This is a genomic window from Streptomyces sp. NPDC059897, from assembly GCF_042730865.1.
Taxonomy (GTDB): Bacteria; Actinomycetota; Actinomycetes; order Streptomycetales; family Streptomycetaceae; genus Streptomyces.
Window position 1 is genome coordinate 49,369 of record NZ_JBHWKQ010000018.1, and the last position, 18,682, is coordinate 68,050.

Below are 18,682 nucleotides of genomic sequence, written 5' to 3' on the forward strand. Positions count from 1 at the left end.
TATGGGTTCGCTGTGGAATCGGCCGCGCCGGTAGGCTCTGATCCGCCGCATTCCGTTTCGACGACATACGAAGGACGATTGTGCTGATTGCCGGGTTCCCCGCCGGAGCCTGGGGCACCAACTGTTACCTGGTTGCCCCCGCCGCGGGTGAGGAGTGCGTGATCATCGACCCCGGCCACCAGGCCGCCGAGGGAGTCGAGGAAGCGCTCAAGAAGCACCGCCTCAAGCCGGTGGCGGTCGTCCTCACGCACGGGCACATCGACCATGTCGCCTCGGTCGTCCCGGTCTGCGGGGCGCACGACGTCCCCGCCTGGATCCACCCGTCCGACCGCTACATGATGAGCGACCCGGAGAAGGGCATCGGCCGCTCCATCGGCATGCCGCTGATGGGCGAGCTGTCCGTGGGGGAGCCGGACGACGTGCGGGAGCTGTCCGACGGCGCACAGCTGAAGCTCGCCGGGCTCGACTTCACCGTCGCGCACGCGCCGGGCCATACCAAGGGGTCGGTGACCTTCCAGATGCCCGAGGCGGCGGACATCCCGTCCGTCTTCTTCTCGGGCGATCTGCTCTTCGCCGGCTCCATCGGACGCACCGACCTTCCCGGTGGCTCCATGGACGACATGCTCGAATCGCTGGGCCGCGTGTGCCTGCCGCTCGACGACTCGACCGTGGTGCTGTCCGGACACGGCTCCCAGACGACCATCGGCCAGGAGCGCGCCACCAACCCGTATCTGCGGCAGGTGGCCGCCGGCCAGGGACCCTCCACCGGGGCTCCCCGACGAGGAATGTGACGAGAAACCTCCCGTGAGTACCTTCCAGGCCCCCAAGGGCACCTACGACCTGCTTCCGCCGGACTCCGCGACGTACCTCGCGGTCCGCGAGGCGATCTCCGCCCCGCTGCGGAACTCCGGCTACGGCTACATCGAGACGCCCGGCTTTGAGAACGTCGAGCTCTTCGCGCGCGGCGTCGGCGAGTCCACGGACATCGTCACCAAGGAGATGTACGCCTTCGAGACCAAGGGCGGCGACCGGCTCGCACTGCGCCCCGAGGGCACCGCTTCCGTGCTGCGCGCCGCCCTGGAGGCCAACCTCCACAAGGCGGGCAACCTGCCCGTCAAGCTCTGGTACTCGGGCTCGTACTACCGCTACGAGCGCCCCCAGAAGGGCCGCTACAGGCACTTCTCCCAGGTCGGCGCCGAGGCGATCGGCGCCGAGGACCCGGCCCTGGACGCCGAGCTGATCATCCTGGCGGACCAGGCGTACCGCTCGCTGGGGCTCCAGAACTTCCGCATCCTGCTCAACTCGCTGGGCGACAAGGAGTGCCGCCCGGTGTACCGGGAGGCACTCCAGACCTTCCTGCGCGGCCTCGACCTCGACGAGGACACGCTGCGCCGCGCCGACATCAACCCGCTGCGCGTCCTCGACGACAAGCGGCCCGACGTGCAGAAGCAGCTCACGGACGCGCCGCTGCTGCGCGACTACCTGTGCGACGCCTGCAAGGCGTACCACGAGCAGGTGCGCGAGCTGCTCACCGCCGAGGGCGTCGCCTTCGAGGACGACGAGAAGCTGGTCCGCGGCCTCGACTACTACACCCGCACGACCTTCGAGTTCGTCCACGACGGGCTCGGCTCGCAGTCCGCGGTGGGCGGCGGCGGCCGCTACGACGGCCTGTCCGAGATGATCGGCGGCCCCTCGCTGCCCTCGGTCGGCTGGGCGCTCGGCGTGGACCGTACGGTGCTCGCGCTCGAGGCGGAGGGTGTCGAGCTCGCACTGCCCGCCACCACCAGCGTGTTCGCGGTGCCGCTCGGCGACGAGGCGCGGCGCGTCCTCTTCGCCAAGGTGAGCGAGCTGCGCAAGGCCGGGATCTCGGCGGACTTCTCCTTCGGCGGCAAGGGCCTCAAGGGCGCCATGAAGAACGCCAACCGGTCCGGCGCGCGGTTCACGCTCGTCGCCGGTGAGCGGGACCTGGCCGAGGGCGTCGTGCAGCTCAAGGACATGGAGTCCGGCGAGCAGGACGCCGTCGCGGTCGACGACATCGTCGGCGTGCTCACCGCGAAGCTGAAGTAGGCCGATTTCCCACAGGTGATGTTCGAGCCCCCGGAACACGTTTCCGGGGGCTCGAACAATTCGGCCCCCTGGGGCGTACACGCTTATGTCCAACGAACGGTGGACCCCGGGGCGGGTGCGGCAGAATGAACACGACCGCAGCACACCCCACTCGCGTACTCACCTACGGATCGGCGTGATGAGCAAGACGACGACAGCAAGTGACACCGTCTCCCGTGACACCGGTGCCGACCCCGCACCGCGATCCGTCGGCGGCAGCCGGGCCTTCGGGCTGCTCCTGGTGATCACAGGGGCGGCCGGGCTGCTCGCCTCGTGGATCATCACCCTCGACAAGCTCAAGCTGGCCGAGGACCCGAACTTCACGCCGGGCTGCTCCCTGAACCCGGTCATCTCCTGCGGCAACATCATGAAGAGCGAGCAGGCGACGGCCTTCGGCTTCCCGAACCCGTGGCTCGGCCTCGTCACCTACGCCATCGTGATCGGCGTCGGCATGAGCCTGCTGGCCAACGCGAGGTTCCCGCGCTGGTACTGGCTGACCTTCAACTTCGGCTGCCTCTTCGGCGTCTGCTTCGTGTCCTGGCTGCAGTTCCAGTCCCTGTACCGGATCAACGCGCTGTGCCTGTGGTGCTGCCTGGCCTGGGTCGCCACGATCATCATGTTCTGGTACGTCACGTCGTCCAACATCCGAGGCGGCTTCCTGCCCGCGCCGCGCCCGGTCAGGACGTTCTTCGAGGACTTCACCTGGGCCCTGCCGGTGCTGCACATCGGCATCGTCGCCGTGCTCATCTTCACGCGCTGGGGCTCCTCGCTCTGGGCCTGAGCGGAGGCCGACAGGCCCGCGCCCGCCGCGTTGTCAGTGGCGTGACTTAGGGTTTTGACCGTGGAAGCCGACCTGTTCACCGCCGCAGCCGAAGAGCGCCAGGAGAAGGACCCGACCGCGAGCCCCCTGGCCGTTCGGATGCGCCCGCGCACCCTCGACGAGGTCGTCGGCCAGCAGCACCTGCTCAAGCAGGGTTCGCCGCTGCGCAGACTGGTCGGGGACGGCGGCTCGGGCCCCGCGGGCGCCTCCTCGGTGATCCTCTGGGGCCCGCCCGGCATCGGCAAGACCACGCTCGCGTACGTGGTGTCGAAGGCGACGAACAAGCGGTTCGTGGAGCTGTCCGCGATCACCGCGGGCGTCAAGGAGGTCCGCGCCGTCATCGAGGGCGCCCGCCGCGCCCTGGGCGCCCACGGCAAGGACACCGTCCTCTTCCTCGACGAGATCCACCGTTTCAGCAAGGCCCAGCAGGACTCGCTGCTGCCCGCCGTGGAGAACCGCTGGGTGACGCTGATCGCGGCGACCACGGAGAACCCGTACTTCTCGGTGATCTCCCCACTCCTTTCCCGCTCCCTGCTGCTCACCCTCGAGTCCCTCACCGACGACGACCTGCGCGGACTGCTCGCGCGTGCGCTCACCGAGGAGCGCGGCCTCACCGGCGCGGTGACGCTCGCCGAGGACGCGGAGGAGCACATCCTGCGGGTGGCCGGCGGCGACGCCCGGCGCGCGCTCACCGCCCTGGAGGCGGCGGCCGGAGCGGCCATCGCCAAGGGCGAGGAGACCATCACCCTCGAAAGCGTCGAGGAGTCGGTGAACCGCGCGGCGGTCACCTACGACCGGGACGGGGACCAGCACTACGACGTGGCGAGCGCCCTCATCAAGTCCATCCGCGGCTCGGACGTGGACGCGGCGCTGCACTACCTGGCCCGCATGATCGAGGCCGGCGAGGACCCCCGCTTCATCGCCCGCCGCCTGATGATCTCCGCGAGCGAGGACATCGGCCTCGCCGACCCCACCGCCCTGCCGACCGCCGTCGCCGCGGCCCAGGCCGTCGCGATGATCGGCTTCCCTGAGGCCGCGCTCACGCTGAGCCACGCGACGATCGCCCTCGCGCTCGCCCCGAAGTCCAACGCGGCGACGACGGCGATCGGCGCCGCCATGGAGGACGTCCGCAAGGGCCTGGCGGGCCCCGTCCCACCGCACCTGCGCGACGGGCACTACAAGGGCGCCGCCAAGCTCGGCCACGCGAAGGGCTACGTGTACCCGCACGACGTCCCCGGCGGCATCGCGGCCCAGCAGTACGCGCCGGACGCGATCGCGGGCCGCCGCTACTACCAGCCGACGCGCTACGGGGCGGAGGCCCGGTACGCGGACGTGGTGGAGCGGGTCCGCGAGCGGCTCGGCGGCCCTGGCGGCGAGGGGTCCGACTGATCCGGTAGACTGCCCCGAAGTGCTGTGTCCCGTGCCCGGGATCCCGAAAGGGAGACCGGCACCACCAGAGCGGGACATCAAGCCGGATCCCCCGAACCGTATGGCGTCAAAGCCGTACGGCACAGGAGATCCAGGAGCGTCGCGCACCGTCGAAGGTGTCGCGGGCAGCCCACCACCAGCCCGGCCCGCAAGGGCCCGGAGCCCGGTCGGTGGGCCACTCGCGTGCTGCACGTATGTGCCCAGACCTGGGAGCGGCTGCCCTGCCGTCCGCAAGGACAGCGGTGGGGTTTCCCGGGCTGCGGATTGCGACCTCCCCGAACCCTGGTGAAGCCGTATTCGCATCAGAAACACGAGGTGTTTGGTTCATGCCGAACCAGTCCCGCCCCAAGGTCAAGAAGTCGCGTGCCCTCGGCATCGCGCTGACCCCGAAGGCCGTCAAGTACTTCGAGGCCCGCCCCTACCCGCCGGGCGAGCACGGCCGCGGCCGCAAGCAGAACTCGGACTACAAGGTCCGTCTGCTCGAGAAGCAGCGTCTGCGCGCCCAGTACGACCTGAGCGAGAAGCAGATCGCCCGCGCCTACGACCGCGCCAAGAAGGTCGAGGGCAAGACGGGTGAGGCGCTCGTCATCGAGCTCGAGCGTCGTCTCGACGCCCTGGTTCTCCGTTCGGGCATCGCCCGCACGATCTACCAGGCCCGTCAGATGGTCGTTCACGGCCACATCGAGGTCAACGGCCAGAAGGTCGACAAGCCGTCCTTCCGCGTCAAGCCGGACGACGTCGTCATGGTCCGCGAGCGCAGCCGCAACAAGCCGCTGTTCCAGGTCGCGCGCGAGGGTGGCTTCGCCCCCGAGGGCGAGACCCCGCGTTACCTCCAGGTGAACCTGAAGGCCCTGGCCTTCCGCCTGGACCGTGACCCGAACCGCAAGGAGATCCCCGTGATCTGCGACGAGCAGCTCGTCGTCGAGTACTACGCCCGCTGATCTCCCTCACCGGAGTCTCCCTCACGGGAGAGCGGACGTAGTCCCACCTGCGTTTCAGCCCGCCGTCTCCCCGCCCTTCCAGGTGCGGGAGGCGGCGGGTTCGCGTTTCTCCCTGACCGGTTCCGCGGGGCGGGCCGGATGCGGGACGGTCGCGACCGCCCGCCGCCGCCCGCCGCGGCCCAGCGCGCGGAACACCGCCTCGTCGTGCTCCAACTGCTCGCCCGCGCGCGCGAGTTCGGCGAACCGGGCGTCGCCGAGCGACTGCCGCGCCCGCGTCTCGCACAGCTCGTGCGGCGCGTTGTAGTACGCCGAGCCGAACAGCGGCAGGCCCACGGAGGACCACATCCGGGCCGCCGCCCCCTGCAGCACCGCCGCCTCCGCGGCGTCCCCCTCCTCGGCCGTGACCAGGGCGAGCAGCTCCATCGACAGCACGGTGCCCAGCAGATCGTGGAACTCGTGGTCGATGGCCAGGCACTCGTCGAGCAGCACGCGGGCCTGCGCGTGGCCGCCCTCCGTCCACTGCGCGTACGCCAGCACATAGAGCGCGTACGCGAGGGTCCAGCGCTCCCCGTGGTCCTCGCACACCTGTCGTACGTCCGCGCACAGCGCCACGGCCTCCGCCAGATCGCCCTGGAACGCGAGCGCCATCGCCAGCTCGACCTGACCCATCAGGACGTTGCTGTTGAGCTCGCCGATCTCCCGGTAGCTGGACAGCGCGGTGCGCAGCAGGTCCTCGGCGCGCGGCATGTCGTCGGAGACCAGGGCCAGGCACCCGGTGCGGTGCACCGCGTACGCGAGCGCCGTGGCGTCCCCGGTGCGCTCCGCCTCCTCGCGGCACTCCTGCAGTGCGGCGAGCGCGGGCACCGTGTCGCCCTGCAGGATCGCGACGTAGCCGAGCACCCACAGCGCCTTGAGGCGCGAGGCCGCGTACTCCAGGTCCTCGTCGCCGCCGGGGCAGACATCGCCGTCGTCGAACTCGACGTCCAGGCCGACGCTGCGGTCCAGCCAGTGCCGCCCCTCGGAGAGCCGCCCGCAGCCCGCCCAGTAGAACCAGAGCGTGCCCGCCAGGTACTGGCCCAGATGCGCCTCGCCCGGTTCGGTCAGGCAGTGCTCGAGGGCGGCGCGCAGATTCGGCAGCTCCGCCTCGATCCGGGAGGCCACCTCGCCCTGCCGCGGCGAGAACCAGTCCAGCTCGCACCAGGTGGCCAGGCCCATGTACCAGTCGCGGTGCCTGCGCCGCATCCGGCGGCCGTCGCCCAGGGCGTCCAGCCACTCGGCCCCGTACGCGCGCACCGTGTCGAGCATCCGGTAGCGCGCCTCGCCGCGGGCCTCCTCGCGGACGACCACGGACTGCGCGAGCAGCTCGTCGAGGACGTCGATGACGTCGTCCGCGGGCAGGCTCTCGCCCCCGCACACGTACTCCGCGGCCTCCAGGTCGAAGGAGCCGGAGAACACCGAGAGGCGCGCCCACAGCAACCGCTCCTGGGGCGTGCACAGTTCATGGCTCCAGCCGATCGTGGTGCGCAGTGTCTGGTGGCGGGACAACACGTCCCGGCCGCCGCCCCGCAACAGCCGGAACCGGTCGTCGAGCCGCTCCATCAGCTGCGGCGGCGACAGCACCCGCAGCCGCCCGGCGGCGAGTTCCACCGCGAGCGGCAGACCGTCGAGGCGCCGGCACACCTCCAATACGTCGACCAGCGTGTGCCCGTCCAGCCGGAAGCCGGGCAGCAGCGCCGCCGCCCGGTCGGCGAACAGCTCCGCCGCGTCGGCCGGGGGCAGCGGGGCGAGCGGGAACACCTGCTCCCCTTCGACGGCGAGCGGCCTGCGGCCCACCGCGAGCACCCGGAGCCCCGGCGCCGCGCGCAGCAGGTCCCGTACGAGGGAGGCGCACGCGTCGACGAGGTGTTCGCACCCGTCGAGCACGAGGACGAGCCGGCGCTCGGCGAGGTGGTCCACGAGGACCTGGCGGGGCGCGCGGGTGGTGTGGTCGGTGAGGCCGAGGGCCTCGGCGAGCGTGTACTCGACGAGCTCCGGCAGCCGCACGTTCGCCAGCTCCACCCGCCACACCCCGTCGGGACACAGGGACCGCGGCGCCCGGGCTGCGGCGTGCGCGGCGAAGCGGGACTTGCCGACGCCGCCGACCCCGGTGACCGTGACCAGGCGGCCCGCCTCCAGGGCCGACGCCAGCGCGGTGAGTTCCGCGGCACGGCCGACGAAACGATTGAGTTCGTGGGGGAGGTTGCCGGGTTGTGGGGGACCGGCGGGGACATCAGTGGGGCGCGAAGTGCGTCGCATGGGGTACAGAGCGTACTCAGGCGTGTGCGGTCCGTACAATCGCATCGTCGAATGTCCACCGCCCGGGACGCGAATGCGGTACGGAGCGCGGGGTCGGGCGCGATAGGCTCGGGGGACGACTTTTCGATGTTCAGCAGCTGTGCTTGCGCACAGGGCTTTCGCACAGAGCTAGGGAGCGGTGCCAAGTGTCCGGTGGAGAGGTTGCCGGGATTCTGGTGGCTGTCTTCTGGGCGATCCTGGTCTCCTTCCTCGCGGTGGCGCTCGTGAGGCTGGCCCAGACGCTCAGGGCGACCACCAAGCTGGTCGCGGACGTGACCGAACAGGCCGTCCCGTTGCTCGCCGACGCCTCCGCCGCGGTCCGCTCCGCGCAGACCCAGATCGACCGCGTCGACTCGATCGCCTCGGACGTCCAGGAAGTCACCTCGAACGCGTCGGCGCTCTCCTCCACCGTGGCCTCCACCTTCGGCGGCCCGCTGGTCAAGGTGGCCGCGTTCGGCTACGGAGTGCGCCGCGCCATCGGTGGCCGGGGCAAGGACGCGCCCGCCAAGGAGTCGCGCCGTACCGTGATCGTGGGGCGCACGCTCCCCGAGGCGCGGCGGGCCAAGCGGGCCAACCGGAACAAGAGGGACTGACCGCAGACATGTTCCGCCGTACGTTCTGGTTCACCGCGGGCGCAGCCGCCGGCGTATGGGCCACCACCAAGGTCAACCGCAAGCTCAAGCAGCTGACGCCGGAGTCGCTGGCCGCGCAGGCCGCGAACAAGGCGGTCGAGGCGGGTCACAAGCTCAAGGACTTCGCCCTCGACGTCCGCGACAACATGGCGGAGCGCGAGGCCGAACTGGGCGACGCCCTCGGCATCAACGAGCAGCCGGATCCCGCGGAGCTGCCGCAGCGCCGCTTCGCGGTCATCCAGAACACCTTCACCACGAAGGCCGTCCACACCAAGCAACCCAAGTACCTCGAGAACACCAGGTACTCGATCAACAATCGGAATGAGGACCACTGATGGAGTCGGCTGAAATCCGTCGCCGCTGGCTGAGCTTCTTCGAGGAGCGTGGCCACAAGGTCGTGCCCTCGGCGTCGCTCATCGCGGACGACCCGACTCTGCTGCTCGTCCCCGCGGGCATGGTCCCGTTCAAGCCCTACTTCCTGGGCGAGGTCAAGCCGCCCGCGCCGCGCGCCACTTCGGTCCAGAAGTGCGTGCGTACGCCGGACATCGAAGAGGTCGGCAAGACGACCCGGCACGGCACGTTCTTCCAGATGTGCGGCAACTTCTCCTTCGGCGACTACTTCAAGGAAGGCGCCATCAAATACGCCTGGGAGCTGCTCACCAGCTCCGTGGCGGACGGTGGCTACGGCCTGGAGCCCGAGAAGCTCTGGATCACCGTCTACCTGGACGACGACGAGGCCGAGCGCATCTGGCACGAGGTCGTCGGCGTGCCGAAGGAGCGCATCCAGCGCCTCGGCAAGAAGGACAACTTCTGGTCCATGGGCGTCCCCGGCCCCTGCGGCCCGTGCTCCGAGATCAATTACGATCGCGGCCCCGAGTTCGGCGAAGAGGGCGGCCCGATCGTCAACGACGAGCGCTACGTGGAGATCTGGAACCTGGTCTTCATGCAGTACGAGCGCGGCGCCGGCACGTCGAAGGAGGACTTCGAGATCCTCGGTGACCTGCCGTCGCAGAACATCGACACGGGTCTCGGCCTCGAGCGCCTCGCCATGATCCTGCAGGGCGTACAGAACATGTACGAGACGGACACCCTGCGCGTCGTCATCGACAAGGCCACCGAGCTGACCGGCGTCGGCTACGGCGACAAGCACGAGTCGGACGTCTCGCTGCGCGTCGTCGCCGACCACATGCGTACGTCGACGATGCTCATCGGCGACGGCGTCACGCCCGGCAACGAGGGCCGCGGCTATGTGCTGCGCCGCATCATGCGCCGCGCCATCCGCAACATGCGCATCCTCGGCGCCACCGGCCCCGTCGTGCAGGAGCTGCTCGACGTCGTGATCGACACGATGGGTCTGCAGTACCCGGAGCTGATCACCGACCGCAAGCGCATCGAGCAGGTCGCGCTCGCCGAGGAGGCCGCGTTCCTCAAGGCCCTCAAGGGCGGAACGAACATCCTGGACACCGCCGTCACCGAGACGAAGGCCGCCGGCAAGTCGGTCCTCGCCGGCGACAAGGCGTTCCTGCTCCACGACACGTGGGGCTTCCCGATCGACCTCACCCTCGAAATGGCGGCCGAGCAGGGCCTGTCCGTGGACGAGGACGGCTTCCGGCGCCTGATGAAGGAGCAGCGGGAGCGCGCCAAGGCGGACGCCCAGGCCAAGAAGACCGGCCACGTCAACGTCGGCGCGTACCGCGAGATCGCCGACGCCGCCGGTGCCACGGACTTCATCGGCTACGCCTCGACCGAGGGCGAGTCCCGCGTCGTCGGCCTGCTGGTGAACGGCGTCTCCTCGCCGGCCGCCACCGAGGGCGACGAGGTGGAGGTCGTGCTCGACCGCACCCCGTTCTACGCCGAGGGCGGTGGCCAGATCGGCGACACCGGCCGCATCAAGCTGGACAACGGCGCGGTCGTCGAGGTCCGCGACTGCCAGAAGCCGGTCCCCGGCGTCTACGTCCACAAGGGCGTCGTCCAGGTCGGCGAGGTGACCGTCGGCGCTCCGGCCCAGGCGGTCATCGACGTGACCCGCCGCCGCGCCATCGCCCGCGCCCACTCCGCCACGCACCTCACGCACCAGGCGCTGCGCGACGCGCTCGGCCCGACGGCCGCGCAGGCCGGTTCCGAGAACCAGCCGGGCCGCTTCCGCTTCGACTTCGGTTCGCCGTCCGCCGTGCCCACGGCCGTGATGACGGACGTCGAGCAGAAGATCAACGAGGTCCTGGCGCGCGAGCTCGACGTGCACGCCGAGGTCATGTCGATCGACGAGGCCAAGAAGCAGGGCGCCATCGCCGAGTTCGGCGAGAAGTACGGCGAGCGGGTCCGCGTCGTCACCATGGGCGACTTCTCCAAGGAGCTGTGCGGCGGCACGCACGTGCACAACACCGCCCAGCTCGGCCTGGTGAAGCTGCTCGGCGAGTCCTCCATCGGTTCCGGCGTGCGCCGCATCGAGGCCCTGGTCGGCGTCGACGCGTACAGCTTCCTCGCCAAGGAGCACACGGTCGTCGCCCAGCTCCAGGAGCTGATCAAGGGCCGCTCCGAGGAGCTGCCGGAGAAGGTCTCCGCGATGCTCGGCAAGCTCAAGGACGCCGAGAAGGAGATCGAGAAGTTCCGCGCGGAGAAGGTCCTCCAGGCCGCCGGCGGTCTCGCCGAGGGCGCCAAGGACGTCCGCGGTGTCGCCGTCGTCACCGGCCAGGTCCCGGACGGCACCGGCTCCGACGACCTGCGCAAGCTGGTCCTCGACGTCCGCGGCCGCATCCAGGGCGGCCGCCCCGCGGTCGTCGCCCTCTTCACGACGGCGAACGGCAAGCCGCTCACGGTCATCGCGACCAACGACGCCGCCCGTGACCGCGGCCTCAAGGCCGGCGACCTGGTCCGTACGGCCGCGAAGACCCTCGGCGGCGGTGGCGGCGGCAAGCCGGACGTCGCACAGGGCGGCGGCCAGAACCCGGCCGCGATCGGTGAGGCCATCGACGCCGTCGAGCGCCTCGTCGCGGAGACCGCGAACTGATGCGCCGAGGCCGCCGCTTGGCGATCGACGTCGGGGACGCCCGGATCGGGGTCGCGTCCTGCGACCCCGACGGGATCCTCGCGACGCCGGTGGAGACCGTGCCGGGACGCGATGTCCCGGCCGCCCACCGGCGCCTGAAGCAAATCGTCGAGGAGTACGAGCCGATCGAGATCGTCGTCGGGCTCCCTCGCTCCCTCAAGGGCGGCGAGGGCCCGGCGGCCGCCAAGGTCCGCGGCTTCGCGCAGGAACTCGCCCGGGGCGTGGCACCCGTTCCAGTGAGATTGCTGGACGAGAGGATGACCACAGTGACGGCCAGTCAGGGACTGCGCGCCAGCGGCGTTAAGTCCAAAAAGGGCCGCTCTGTCATCGACCAGGCGGCCGCGGTCATCATCCTCCAGCAGGCCCTGGAGTCCGAACGGGCGTCAGGAACTGCTCCTGGCGAGGGCGTCGAAGTGGTTGTCTGATCGCGATACGGTAACGTTCCGCGCGACCGGTGGTGTTCGAATAGCCGCCGCACAGCATCAAGAGGCGGAACGGTTGACCTTCCAGATCGGACAGCGGCCCACCCCGCCTCGCGGCTTGTAGGGGACCGATGACTGAGTATGGCCGGGGCCAGGGCCCCGAACCGTGGCATCCCGCGGACCCTTCGTACGGGGACCAGGGATGGGGGCAGCAGGCCGGGCACGGTCAGGCGCCCTACGGCGGCCAGGGGAGTTACGACCCGCAGCAGGCCTACGGCGGTGACTGGGACACCGGTCAGCAGGGCTACGGCTACGGGCAGGAACCCGGTTACGGCCAGGACCCCGGCTACGGTCAGGACCCCGGTTACGGGCAGCAGTCGTACGGCGGTGGGCAGCAGGGCCAGGGCGGCTGGGACGCCGGCCAGGGCGGTCAGCCCCCGTACGGCGTGGACCCCGCGGACCCGTACGGCACCGGTCAGCACGCCGCGTACAACGGCGAGGAGCCGGACTACTACAACACTCCGGGCGCCTACCCGCCGCCGGAGCCGCCGGACCGGCGCCGCCCGCAGGACCCCGGTACCGGCTGGGACGCCGGCCCGGACCAGGGCGAGGAAGCGTTCTTCAACGGCGGTGGCGACGACGAGGACGACTACGACGAGGGGCGCGGCGGGCGCCGGGGCCGCGGCGGCAAGAAGCCGAAGAAGCGGCGCAGCGGCTGCGCCTGCCTGGTCCTGACCGTGATCTTCGCGGCCGGTGTCGGCGGCGTCGGCTACTTCGGCTACCAGTTCTACCAGGATCGTTTCGGCGCGGCCCCGGACTACGCGGGCAGCGGCAACGGCGAGCAGATCACCGTCGTCATCCCGAAGGGCTCCGGCGGCTACACCATCGGGCAGAAACTCAAGGACGCCGGCGTCGTGCAGAGCGTCGACGCGTTCGTCGCCGCCCAGTCCGCGGACCCCAAGGGCAAGACGATCCAGGACGGCGCGTACGTCATGGAGAAGCAGATGTCCGCGTCGAGCGCGGTCGACATGCTGCTCAGCCCGACGGCCCGCGCCAACCTCACCGTCCCCGAGGGCACCCGCAACGCGGCCGTCTACAAGCTGATCGACAAGAAGCTGAAGGTCGCCAAGGGCAGCACGGCCAAGGTCGCGAAGAAGGACTACAAGGACCTCGGCCTGCCCGACTGGGCGCTGGACCACGGCAGCGTGAAGGACCCGCTGGAGGGCTTCCTCTACCCGTCGAGCTACGCGGCCGCCAAGGGCATGAAGCCCGAAGAGGTCCTCAAGGACATGGTGGCGCGGGCCAACGACAAGTACGAGCAGCTCGACCTCGAGGGCGAGGCCAAGCGGCTCCGCCTCGACAACCCGTGGCAGGTGCTCACCGTCGCGAGCCTCGTACAGGCCGAGGGCAAGACGCACGACGACTTCCGCAAGATGGCCGAGGTCGTCTACAACCGCCTCAAGTCGACCAACACGGAGACCAATCAGCTCCTGCAGTTCGACTCGACCTTCAACTACCTCAAGGGTCAGAGCAACATCAACATCGGCGAGTCCGAGATCAACAGCAACAAGGACCCGTACAACACCTACACGCGCAAGGGGCTGCCGCCCGGCCCGATCGGCAACCCCGGCGACGTGGCGCTCGCCGCGACGCTCAAGCCGACGAGCGACGGCTGGATCTACTTCGTGGCCACGGACGGCATGCACAAGACCGAGTTCGCGAAGACCAACGCCGAGTTCGAGAAGCTGAAGGACAAGTTCAATGCCAGCCAGGTCAACTGACGTGCGCAGGGCGGCAGTTCTGGGTTCGCCCATCGCCCACTCCCTGTCGCCGCAACTGCACAACGCGGCGTACAGGGCGCTCGGCCTGGACGAGTGGCGCTACGACCGGTTCGAGACCGACGAGGCGGCGCTGCCCGCCTTCCTCGCCGGACTCGGACCCGAGTGGGCCGGGCTGTCGCTGACGATGCCGCTGAAGCGGGCGGTGATCCCGCTGCTCGACGAGATCACGGAGACCGCGCGCTCCGTGGAGGCCGTGAACACGGTCGTGCTGCGTGCCGACGGGCGGAAGGTCGGCGACAACACCGACATCCCGGGGCTGATCGCGGCGCTGCACGAGCGCGGCGTGGAAAAGGTCGAGTCGGCGGCGATCCTCGGCGCGGGCGCCACCGCGTCCTCCGCGCTCGCCGCCCTCTCCCGGATCTGCACCGGCGAGGTCGTCACCTACGTACGCAGCGAGCAGCGCGCCGACGAGATGCGCGGCTGGGGCGAACGCCTCGGGGTGCGGGTGCGCACGGCCGACTGGTCCGAGGCGACGGCGGCCTTCGAGGCCCCGCTGGTGATCGCCACGACACCCAAGGGCGGCACGGACCACCTGGTCGAGACGGTTCCCGAGAGCGTCGGCACACTCTTCGACGTCCTCTACGATCCGTGGCCCACGCCGCTGGCCGCGGCCTGGGAGCGGCGCGGCGGGGCGGTGCTCAGCGGGCTCGACCTGCTCGTTCACCAGGCGGTCTTCCAGTTCGAGCAGTTCACCGGCGACACCCGCCCGGTGCTCTCCGCGATGCGCGAGGCGGGTGTCAAGGCGCTCGGCTGACGGTTTCGACGCCACGCGCGAGTGGCGTGCGTCTCATGCGCAGTCCGTACCCCGGACACCCGAAACGCCGGGCTCCGTGGACGTGGGAGGATCGTTCCCATACACAGAGCGCGAGCATGAGGAGCACCGTTGAGCAGGTTGCGCTGGCTGACCGCGGGGGAGTCGCACGGCCCCGCACTCGTCGCGACGCTGGAGGGACTTCCCGCCGGCGTTCCGATCACCACGGAGATGGTGGCGGACCACCTGGCACGGCGCCGCCTCGGCTATGGCCGCGGGGCCCGGATGAAATTCGAGCGCGACGAGGTCACCTTCCTCGGCGGCGTGCGGCACGGCCTGACGCTCGGCTCGCCGGTCGCGATCATGGTCGGCAACACCGAGTGGCCCAAGTGGGAACAGGTCATGTCCGGTGACCCGGTCGACCCGGAGATCCTCAAGGACATGGCGCGCAACGCGCCGCTGACCCGCCCGCGGCCCGGCCACGCCGACCTCGCCGGCATGCAGAAGTACGGCTTCGACGAGGCCCGCCCGATCCTGGAGCGCGCCTCCGCCCGCGAGACGGCCGCCCGGGTCGCGCTCGGCGCGGTCGCCCGCTCGTACCTCAAGGAGACGGCCGGGATCGAGATCGTCTCCCACGTCGTCGAGCTGTGCTCGGTCAAGGCCCCGCAGGGCGTCTACCCGACCCCGGCCGACGTCGAGAAGCTGGACGCCGACCCGCTGCGCTGCCTGGACGCCGACGCGTCGAAGCAGATGGTGGCCGAGGTCGACCAGGCCCACAAGGACGGCGACACGCTCGGCGGCGTCGTCGAGGTCCTCGCCTACGACGTGCCGGTGGGCCTCGGCTCGCACGTGCACTGGGACCGCAAGCTCGACGCCCGCCTGGCCGGTGCGCTCATGGGCATCCAGGCCATCAAGGGCGTCGAGATCGGCGACGGCTTCGAGCTCGCGCGGGTGCCCGGTTCGCAGGCGCACGACGAGATCGTGAAGACGGACGACGGCATCCGCCGCGTCTCCGGACACGCGGGCGGCACCGAGGGCGGCCTGTCCACCGGTGAGCTGCTGCGGGTGCGCGCCGCGATGAAGCCGATCGCGACCGTGCCGCGCGCCCTGAAGACCGTCGACGTCGCCACCGGCGAGGCCACCCAGGCCCACCACCAGCGCTCCGACGTCTCGGCCGTCCCGGCCGCCGGCATCGTCGCCGAGGCCATGGTCGCGCTCGTCCTCGCGGACGCGGTCGCGGAGAAGTTCGGCGGCGACAGTGTGCCGGAGACCCGGCGCAACGTCACGTCGTACCTCGACAACCTCCAGATCCGGTGAGCGGCCCGCAGGTCGTCCTCGTCGGACCCATGGGCGTCGGCAAGTCGACGGTGGGCGCGCTGCTCGCCGAGCGGCTCGGCTGCGCCTACCGGGACACCGACGACGACATCGTCACCGCACAGGGCCGCACCATCGCCGACATCTTCGTCGACGAGGGCGAGGCGCACTTCCGCGCCCTGGAGAAGGCCTCCGTCGCGACGGCGCTCGCCGACCACGAGGGCGTCCTCGCGCTCGGCGGCGGCTCGATCCTCGACGCCGACACCCGCGCCCTGCTCACCGGGCACACCGTCGTCTATCTCTCGATGGACGTCGAGGAGGCGGCCAAGCGCACCGGCCTGAACGCGGCCCGGCCGCTGCTCGCCGTCAACCCGCGCAAGCAGTGGCGGGAGCTGATGGAGGCGCGCAGGCATCTGTACACCGAGGTCGCCCGGGTGGTCGTCGCCACCGACGGCCGCACCCCCGAAGAGGTCGCCGAAGCGGTCCTCGACGCACTGGAGTTGAAGCAGGCATGAGCGAGCAGCCGGAGCAGATCACCCGTATCCATGTCGGCGGCACCGCCGGCACGGACCCGTACGAGGTCCTGGTGGGGCGTCAACTCCTGGGCGAGCTGGGCTCGTTGATCGGCGACAAGGTCAAGCGTGTCGCCATCGTGCACCCTGAGGCGCTCGCCGAGACCGGTGAGGCGCTCCGTGCGGACCTGGCCGACCAGGGCTACGAGGCGATCGCCATCCAGGTGCCGAACGCCGAGGAGGCCAAGACCGCCGAGGTCGCCGCGTACTGCTGGAAGGCCCTCGGGCAGTCCAACTTCACGCGCTCCGACGTCGTCGTCGGCGTCGGCGGCGGGGCCACCACGGACCTCGCCGGGTTCGTGGCCGCGACCTGGCTGCGCGGCGTGCGCTGGATCGCCGTCCCGACGACCGTGCTCGCCATGGTGGACGCGGCGGTCGGCGGCAAGACCGGCATCAACACGGCCGAGGGCAAGAACCTGGTGGGCTCCTTCCACCCGCCGGCCGGGGTCCTGTGCGACCTGGCGGCGCTCGACTCCCTCCCCGTGCACGACTTCGTGTCCGGTCTCGCCGAGGTCATCAAGGCCGGTTTCATCGCCGACGAGAAGATCCTCGAACTCATCGAGGAGGACCCGGAGTCGGCCCGTACGCCCACCGGCAAGCACACCGCCGAGCTGATCGAGCGCGCCATCCGGGTCAAGGCCGAGGTGGTCTCGTCCGACCTCAAGGAGGCGGGCCTGCGCGAGATCCTCAACTACGGGCACACGCTCGCGCACGCCATCGAGAAGAACGAGCGCTACAAGTGGCGGCACGGCGCGGCGGTCTCCGTCGGCATGCTGTTCGCCGCCGAACTCGGCCGTCTGGCGGGCCGGTTGGACGACGCGACGGCCGACCGCCACCGCACGGTCCTGGAGTCCGTGGGGCTGCCCCTGTCGTACCGCTACGACCAGTGGCCCAAGCTCCTGGAGACCATGAAGGTCGACAAGAAGTCCCGCGGGGACCTGCTGCGCTTCATCGTCCTCGACGGCCTCGGCCGGCCCACCGTCCTGGAGGGCCCGGACCCGGCGGTTCTGCTCGCCGCGTACGGCGAAGTGGCGGAATAGGGCGGTCCGTTCACGTTCGGGCACGTCGTGACCTCCCCGGCCGTTCACACAACGGCGGCCGGGGACGGTACCGTTCAGTAGCGCCCCGTTCGCCGGCGCCCAATTGACCGTCGTACGAGATGGAGTGGCACCGGATGCAGCACGCAGGGGGGTCTCCGCTGCCGCCGCCCCATCGGCCGGGACAGGTGCCGCCCGGCCCCTTGCCGCAGGCGAGTCACGCGCCTCAGCCGCCGCCAGGCATGCCGGGCTTCAGCGGGGCGCCGCCGCACCATCCGCCGGCCCAGCCGCCGCACATCCAGGCGCCGCAGGCCCCGGCCCCGCCACCGCCGCAGGCCGCGCATCCGCCGCAGCAGCCGCCGCGCGAGACCACCGGGCACGTTCAGCTGCCGACCGGCGCGCCCGTGGCCGTGCCGAGCCCGCCGCCCGCGCAGGCGCCCGCCGACCCCACGTCGACCACGCTCGCCGTGCTGCTCATCGGGCCCGCGGGCGCGGGCAAGACGAGCGTCGCCCGCCACTGGGCGGAGAGCCGTCGCGTCCCGACGGCCCACATCAGCCTCGACGACGTACGGGAATGGGTACGCTCCGGCTTCGCCGACCCGCAGTCGGGGTGGAACGACAACAGCGAGGCGCAGTACCGGCTGGCCCGCCGCACCTGCGGTTTCGCCGCGCGGAACTTCTTGGCGAATGGAATCTCCTGCATCCTCGACGATGCGGTGTTCCCGGACCGGCCCGTGGTCGGCCTCGGCGGCTGGAAGCGGCACGTGGGACCCGGCCTTCTTCCGGTCGTCCTCCTCCCCGGCCTGGAGATCGTCCTGGAGCGCAACTCCCGGCGCAGCGGCAACCGCCGCCTCACCGACGAGGAGGTCGCCCGCATCCACGGCCGGATGGCCGGCTGGTACGGCTCGGGCCTCCCGATCATCGACAACTCCCAACTGGACGTCCCCGGCACGGCCCAGGTCCTCGACGAGGTCCTGGCCCGAGCGATCACGAGCCCTCCGAAGTGGTGACGGGGGCGTAGGACGGCGGCGTAGGACCGGGGGGCGTGGCTCGGGCGGGTTGGTCGATTCGGGTGGGCTGGTCGGTGCGGGTGGGCTCGGCTGGGCCCGGGTCGGTCGATTCGGGTGGGCTCGGCTGGGCCGGGTCGGCGGGTGGGCCTGGTTCCGGTGGAGTCGGCTGGGCCGGGTGCCACGGTGGGTCTCCCGGACGAGGGCGTGAGGTGTGCGGGGTGGATTGTTTGCGGTGGGTGAGGGTGTGGGGTGTCCGTGCGGGGTGGGTTGTTTGCGGCGGATGAGGGTGTGCGGTGCCCGTGCCGTGCCGGTTGCCTCTGGTTGACCCCGGCCTGCGACGCGCTGAGCCCGTTTCCTCCGCCCATCTCCCACCCTCCCGCCCCCTCCGGGGGCCTCGGCCCCACGGGGTTCCGCGTCCGCCATGGGCG

16 protein-coding genes are annotated in these 18,682 nt (G+C 70.9%); 15 read left to right on the forward strand and 1 reads right to left on the reverse strand.

Annotated features, from left to right (window positions below):
- Positions 1-80: 80 nt before the first annotated feature.
- From ACFV9W_RS21085 to rpsD, 5 genes are all read left to right on the forward strand, one after another.
- Positions 81-791, forward strand: coding sequence for an MBL fold metallo-hydrolase (locus ACFV9W_RS21085; RefSeq protein ID WP_385763034.1), 711 nt, complete (start codon positions 81-83; stop codon positions 789-791).
- A 13-nt stretch (positions 792-804) separates the two neighbouring features.
- Positions 805-2,067 carry a histidine--tRNA ligase gene (hisS, locus tag ACFV9W_RS21090; RefSeq protein WP_385763036.1) on the forward strand — a complete coding sequence of 421 codons (1,263 nt, stop codon included), beginning with the start codon at positions 805-807 and terminating at the stop codon, positions 2,065-2,067.
- Positions 2,068-2,245: 178 nt separating this feature from the next.
- The gene (locus ACFV9W_RS21095) at positions 2,246-2,887 is read left to right on the forward strand and encodes a vitamin K epoxide reductase family protein (protein WP_385763038.1); all 642 of its coding nucleotides are present in this window, start codon (positions 2,246-2,248) and stop codon (positions 2,885-2,887) included.
- Between the two features lie 60 nt (positions 2,888-2,947).
- Positions 2,948-4,315 carry a replication-associated recombination protein A gene (locus tag ACFV9W_RS21100; RefSeq protein WP_385763040.1) on the forward strand — a complete coding sequence of 456 codons (1,368 nt, stop codon included), beginning with the start codon at positions 2,948-2,950 and terminating at the stop codon, positions 4,313-4,315.
- Between the two features lie 365 nt (positions 4,316-4,680).
- Positions 4,681-5,295: a 30S ribosomal protein S4 gene (rpsD, locus tag ACFV9W_RS21105; protein WP_327664298.1), complete on the forward strand. Its 615-nt coding sequence runs from the start codon at positions 4,681-4,683 to the stop codon at positions 5,293-5,295.
- A gap of 54 nt (positions 5,296-5,349) precedes the next feature.
- Here rpsD and ACFV9W_RS21110 read toward each other — a convergent pair whose 3' ends face one another.
- Positions 5,350-7,590, reverse strand: coding sequence for an ATP-binding protein (locus ACFV9W_RS21110; RefSeq protein WP_385763042.1), 2,241 nt, complete (start codon positions 7,588-7,590; stop codon positions 5,350-5,352).
- Positions 7,591-7,775: 185 nt separating this feature from the next.
- On the opposite strand from ACFV9W_RS21110, the gene ACFV9W_RS21115 reads away from it, so the two are divergent.
- The 10 genes from ACFV9W_RS21115 to ACFV9W_RS21160 all read left to right on the forward strand — a co-directional run bounded on the left by ACFV9W_RS21115 (position 7,776) and on the right by ACFV9W_RS21160 (position 18,254).
- Positions 7,776-8,222 (forward strand): DUF948 domain-containing protein, encoded by a 447-nt coding sequence (locus tag ACFV9W_RS21115; protein ID WP_385763044.1) that lies wholly within the window; start codon positions 7,776-7,778, stop codon positions 8,220-8,222.
- Between the two features lie 8 nt (positions 8,223-8,230).
- The gene (locus tag ACFV9W_RS21120) at positions 8,231-8,596 is read left to right on the forward strand and encodes a DUF6167 family protein (RefSeq protein WP_385763046.1); all 366 of its coding nucleotides are present in this window, start codon (positions 8,231-8,233) and stop codon (positions 8,594-8,596) included.
- Positions 8,596-11,268, forward strand: a complete 2,673-nt coding sequence (gene alaS / locus ACFV9W_RS21125; protein ID WP_385763048.1) for an alanine--tRNA ligase — start codon at positions 8,596-8,598, stop codon at positions 11,266-11,268. The genes ACFV9W_RS21120 and alaS overlap by 1 nt, the downstream gene beginning before the upstream one ends.
- On the forward strand, positions 11,268-11,732 hold the full coding sequence (gene ruvX / locus ACFV9W_RS21130) for a Holliday junction resolvase RuvX (RefSeq protein ID WP_326014249.1): 465 nt from the start codon (positions 11,268-11,270) through the stop codon (positions 11,730-11,732). Before alaS ends, ruvX begins: the two co-directional genes overlap by 1 nt.
- Before the next feature lie 128 nt (positions 11,733-11,860).
- The gene (gene mltG, locus ACFV9W_RS21135) at positions 11,861-13,510 is read left to right on the forward strand and encodes an endolytic transglycosylase MltG (protein WP_385763051.1); all 1,650 of its coding nucleotides are present in this window, start codon (positions 11,861-11,863) and stop codon (positions 13,508-13,510) included.
- Positions 13,491-14,324 (forward strand): shikimate dehydrogenase, encoded by an 834-nt coding sequence (locus ACFV9W_RS21140; protein ID WP_385763053.1) that lies wholly within the window; start codon positions 13,491-13,493, stop codon positions 14,322-14,324. The genes mltG and ACFV9W_RS21140 overlap by 20 nt, the downstream gene beginning before the upstream one ends.
- A gap of 129 nt (positions 14,325-14,453) precedes the next feature.
- Positions 14,454-15,638 (forward strand): chorismate synthase, encoded by a 1,185-nt coding sequence (gene aroC, locus ACFV9W_RS21145; RefSeq protein ID WP_385763055.1) that lies wholly within the window; start codon positions 14,454-14,456, stop codon positions 15,636-15,638.
- Complete coding sequence (locus tag ACFV9W_RS21150; protein ID WP_385763057.1) at positions 15,635-16,150, forward strand: shikimate kinase; 516 nt, start codon at positions 15,635-15,637, stop codon at positions 16,148-16,150. The genes aroC and ACFV9W_RS21150 overlap by 4 nt, the downstream gene beginning before the upstream one ends.
- Complete coding sequence (aroB, locus tag ACFV9W_RS21155) at positions 16,147-17,247, forward strand: 3-dehydroquinate synthase (RefSeq protein ID WP_385763059.1); 1,101 nt, start codon at positions 16,147-16,149, stop codon at positions 17,245-17,247. Before ACFV9W_RS21150 ends, aroB begins: the two co-directional genes overlap by 4 nt.
- Before the next feature lie 134 nt (positions 17,248-17,381).
- Positions 17,382-18,254: a Pro-rich N-terminal domain-containing protein gene (locus tag ACFV9W_RS21160; protein ID WP_385763061.1), complete on the forward strand. Its 873-nt coding sequence runs from the start codon at positions 17,382-17,384 to the stop codon at positions 18,252-18,254.
- Positions 18,255-18,682 lie beyond the last annotated feature (428 nt).

What these genes read in the sequence shown, in the direction of transcription:
- ACFV9W_RS21095 (WP_385763038.1), top strand. Translation starts at nt 2,246, where the DNA reads ATGAGCAAGACGACGACAGCAAGTGACACCGTCTCCCGTGACACCGGT.
- rpsD (WP_327664298.1), top strand. Translation starts at nt 4,681, where the DNA reads ATGCCGAACCAGTCCCGCCCCAAGGTCAAGAAGTCGCGTGCCCTCGGC.
- ACFV9W_RS21110 (WP_385763042.1), bottom strand. Translation starts at nt 7,590, where the DNA reads ATGCGACGCACTTCGCGCCCCACTGATGTCCCCGCCGGTCCCCCACAA.
- ACFV9W_RS21120 (WP_385763046.1), top strand. Translation starts at nt 8,231, where the DNA reads ATGTTCCGCCGTACGTTCTGGTTCACCGCGGGCGCAGCCGCCGGCGTA.
- alaS (WP_385763048.1), top strand. Translation starts at nt 8,596, where the DNA reads ATGGAGTCGGCTGAAATCCGTCGCCGCTGGCTGAGCTTCTTCGAGGAG.
- ruvX (WP_326014249.1), top strand. Translation starts at nt 11,268, where the DNA reads ATGCGCCGAGGCCGCCGCTTGGCGATCGACGTCGGGGACGCCCGGATC.
- mltG (WP_385763051.1), top strand. Translation starts at nt 11,861, where the DNA reads ATGACTGAGTATGGCCGGGGCCAGGGCCCCGAACCGTGGCATCCCGCG.
- ACFV9W_RS21140 (WP_385763053.1), top strand. Translation starts at nt 13,491, where the DNA reads ATGCCAGCCAGGTCAACTGACGTGCGCAGGGCGGCAGTTCTGGGTTCG.
- aroB (WP_385763059.1), top strand. Translation starts at nt 16,147, where the DNA reads ATGAGCGAGCAGCCGGAGCAGATCACCCGTATCCATGTCGGCGGCACC.
- ACFV9W_RS21160 (WP_385763061.1), top strand. Translation starts at nt 17,382, where the DNA reads ATGCAGCACGCAGGGGGGTCTCCGCTGCCGCCGCCCCATCGGCCGGGA.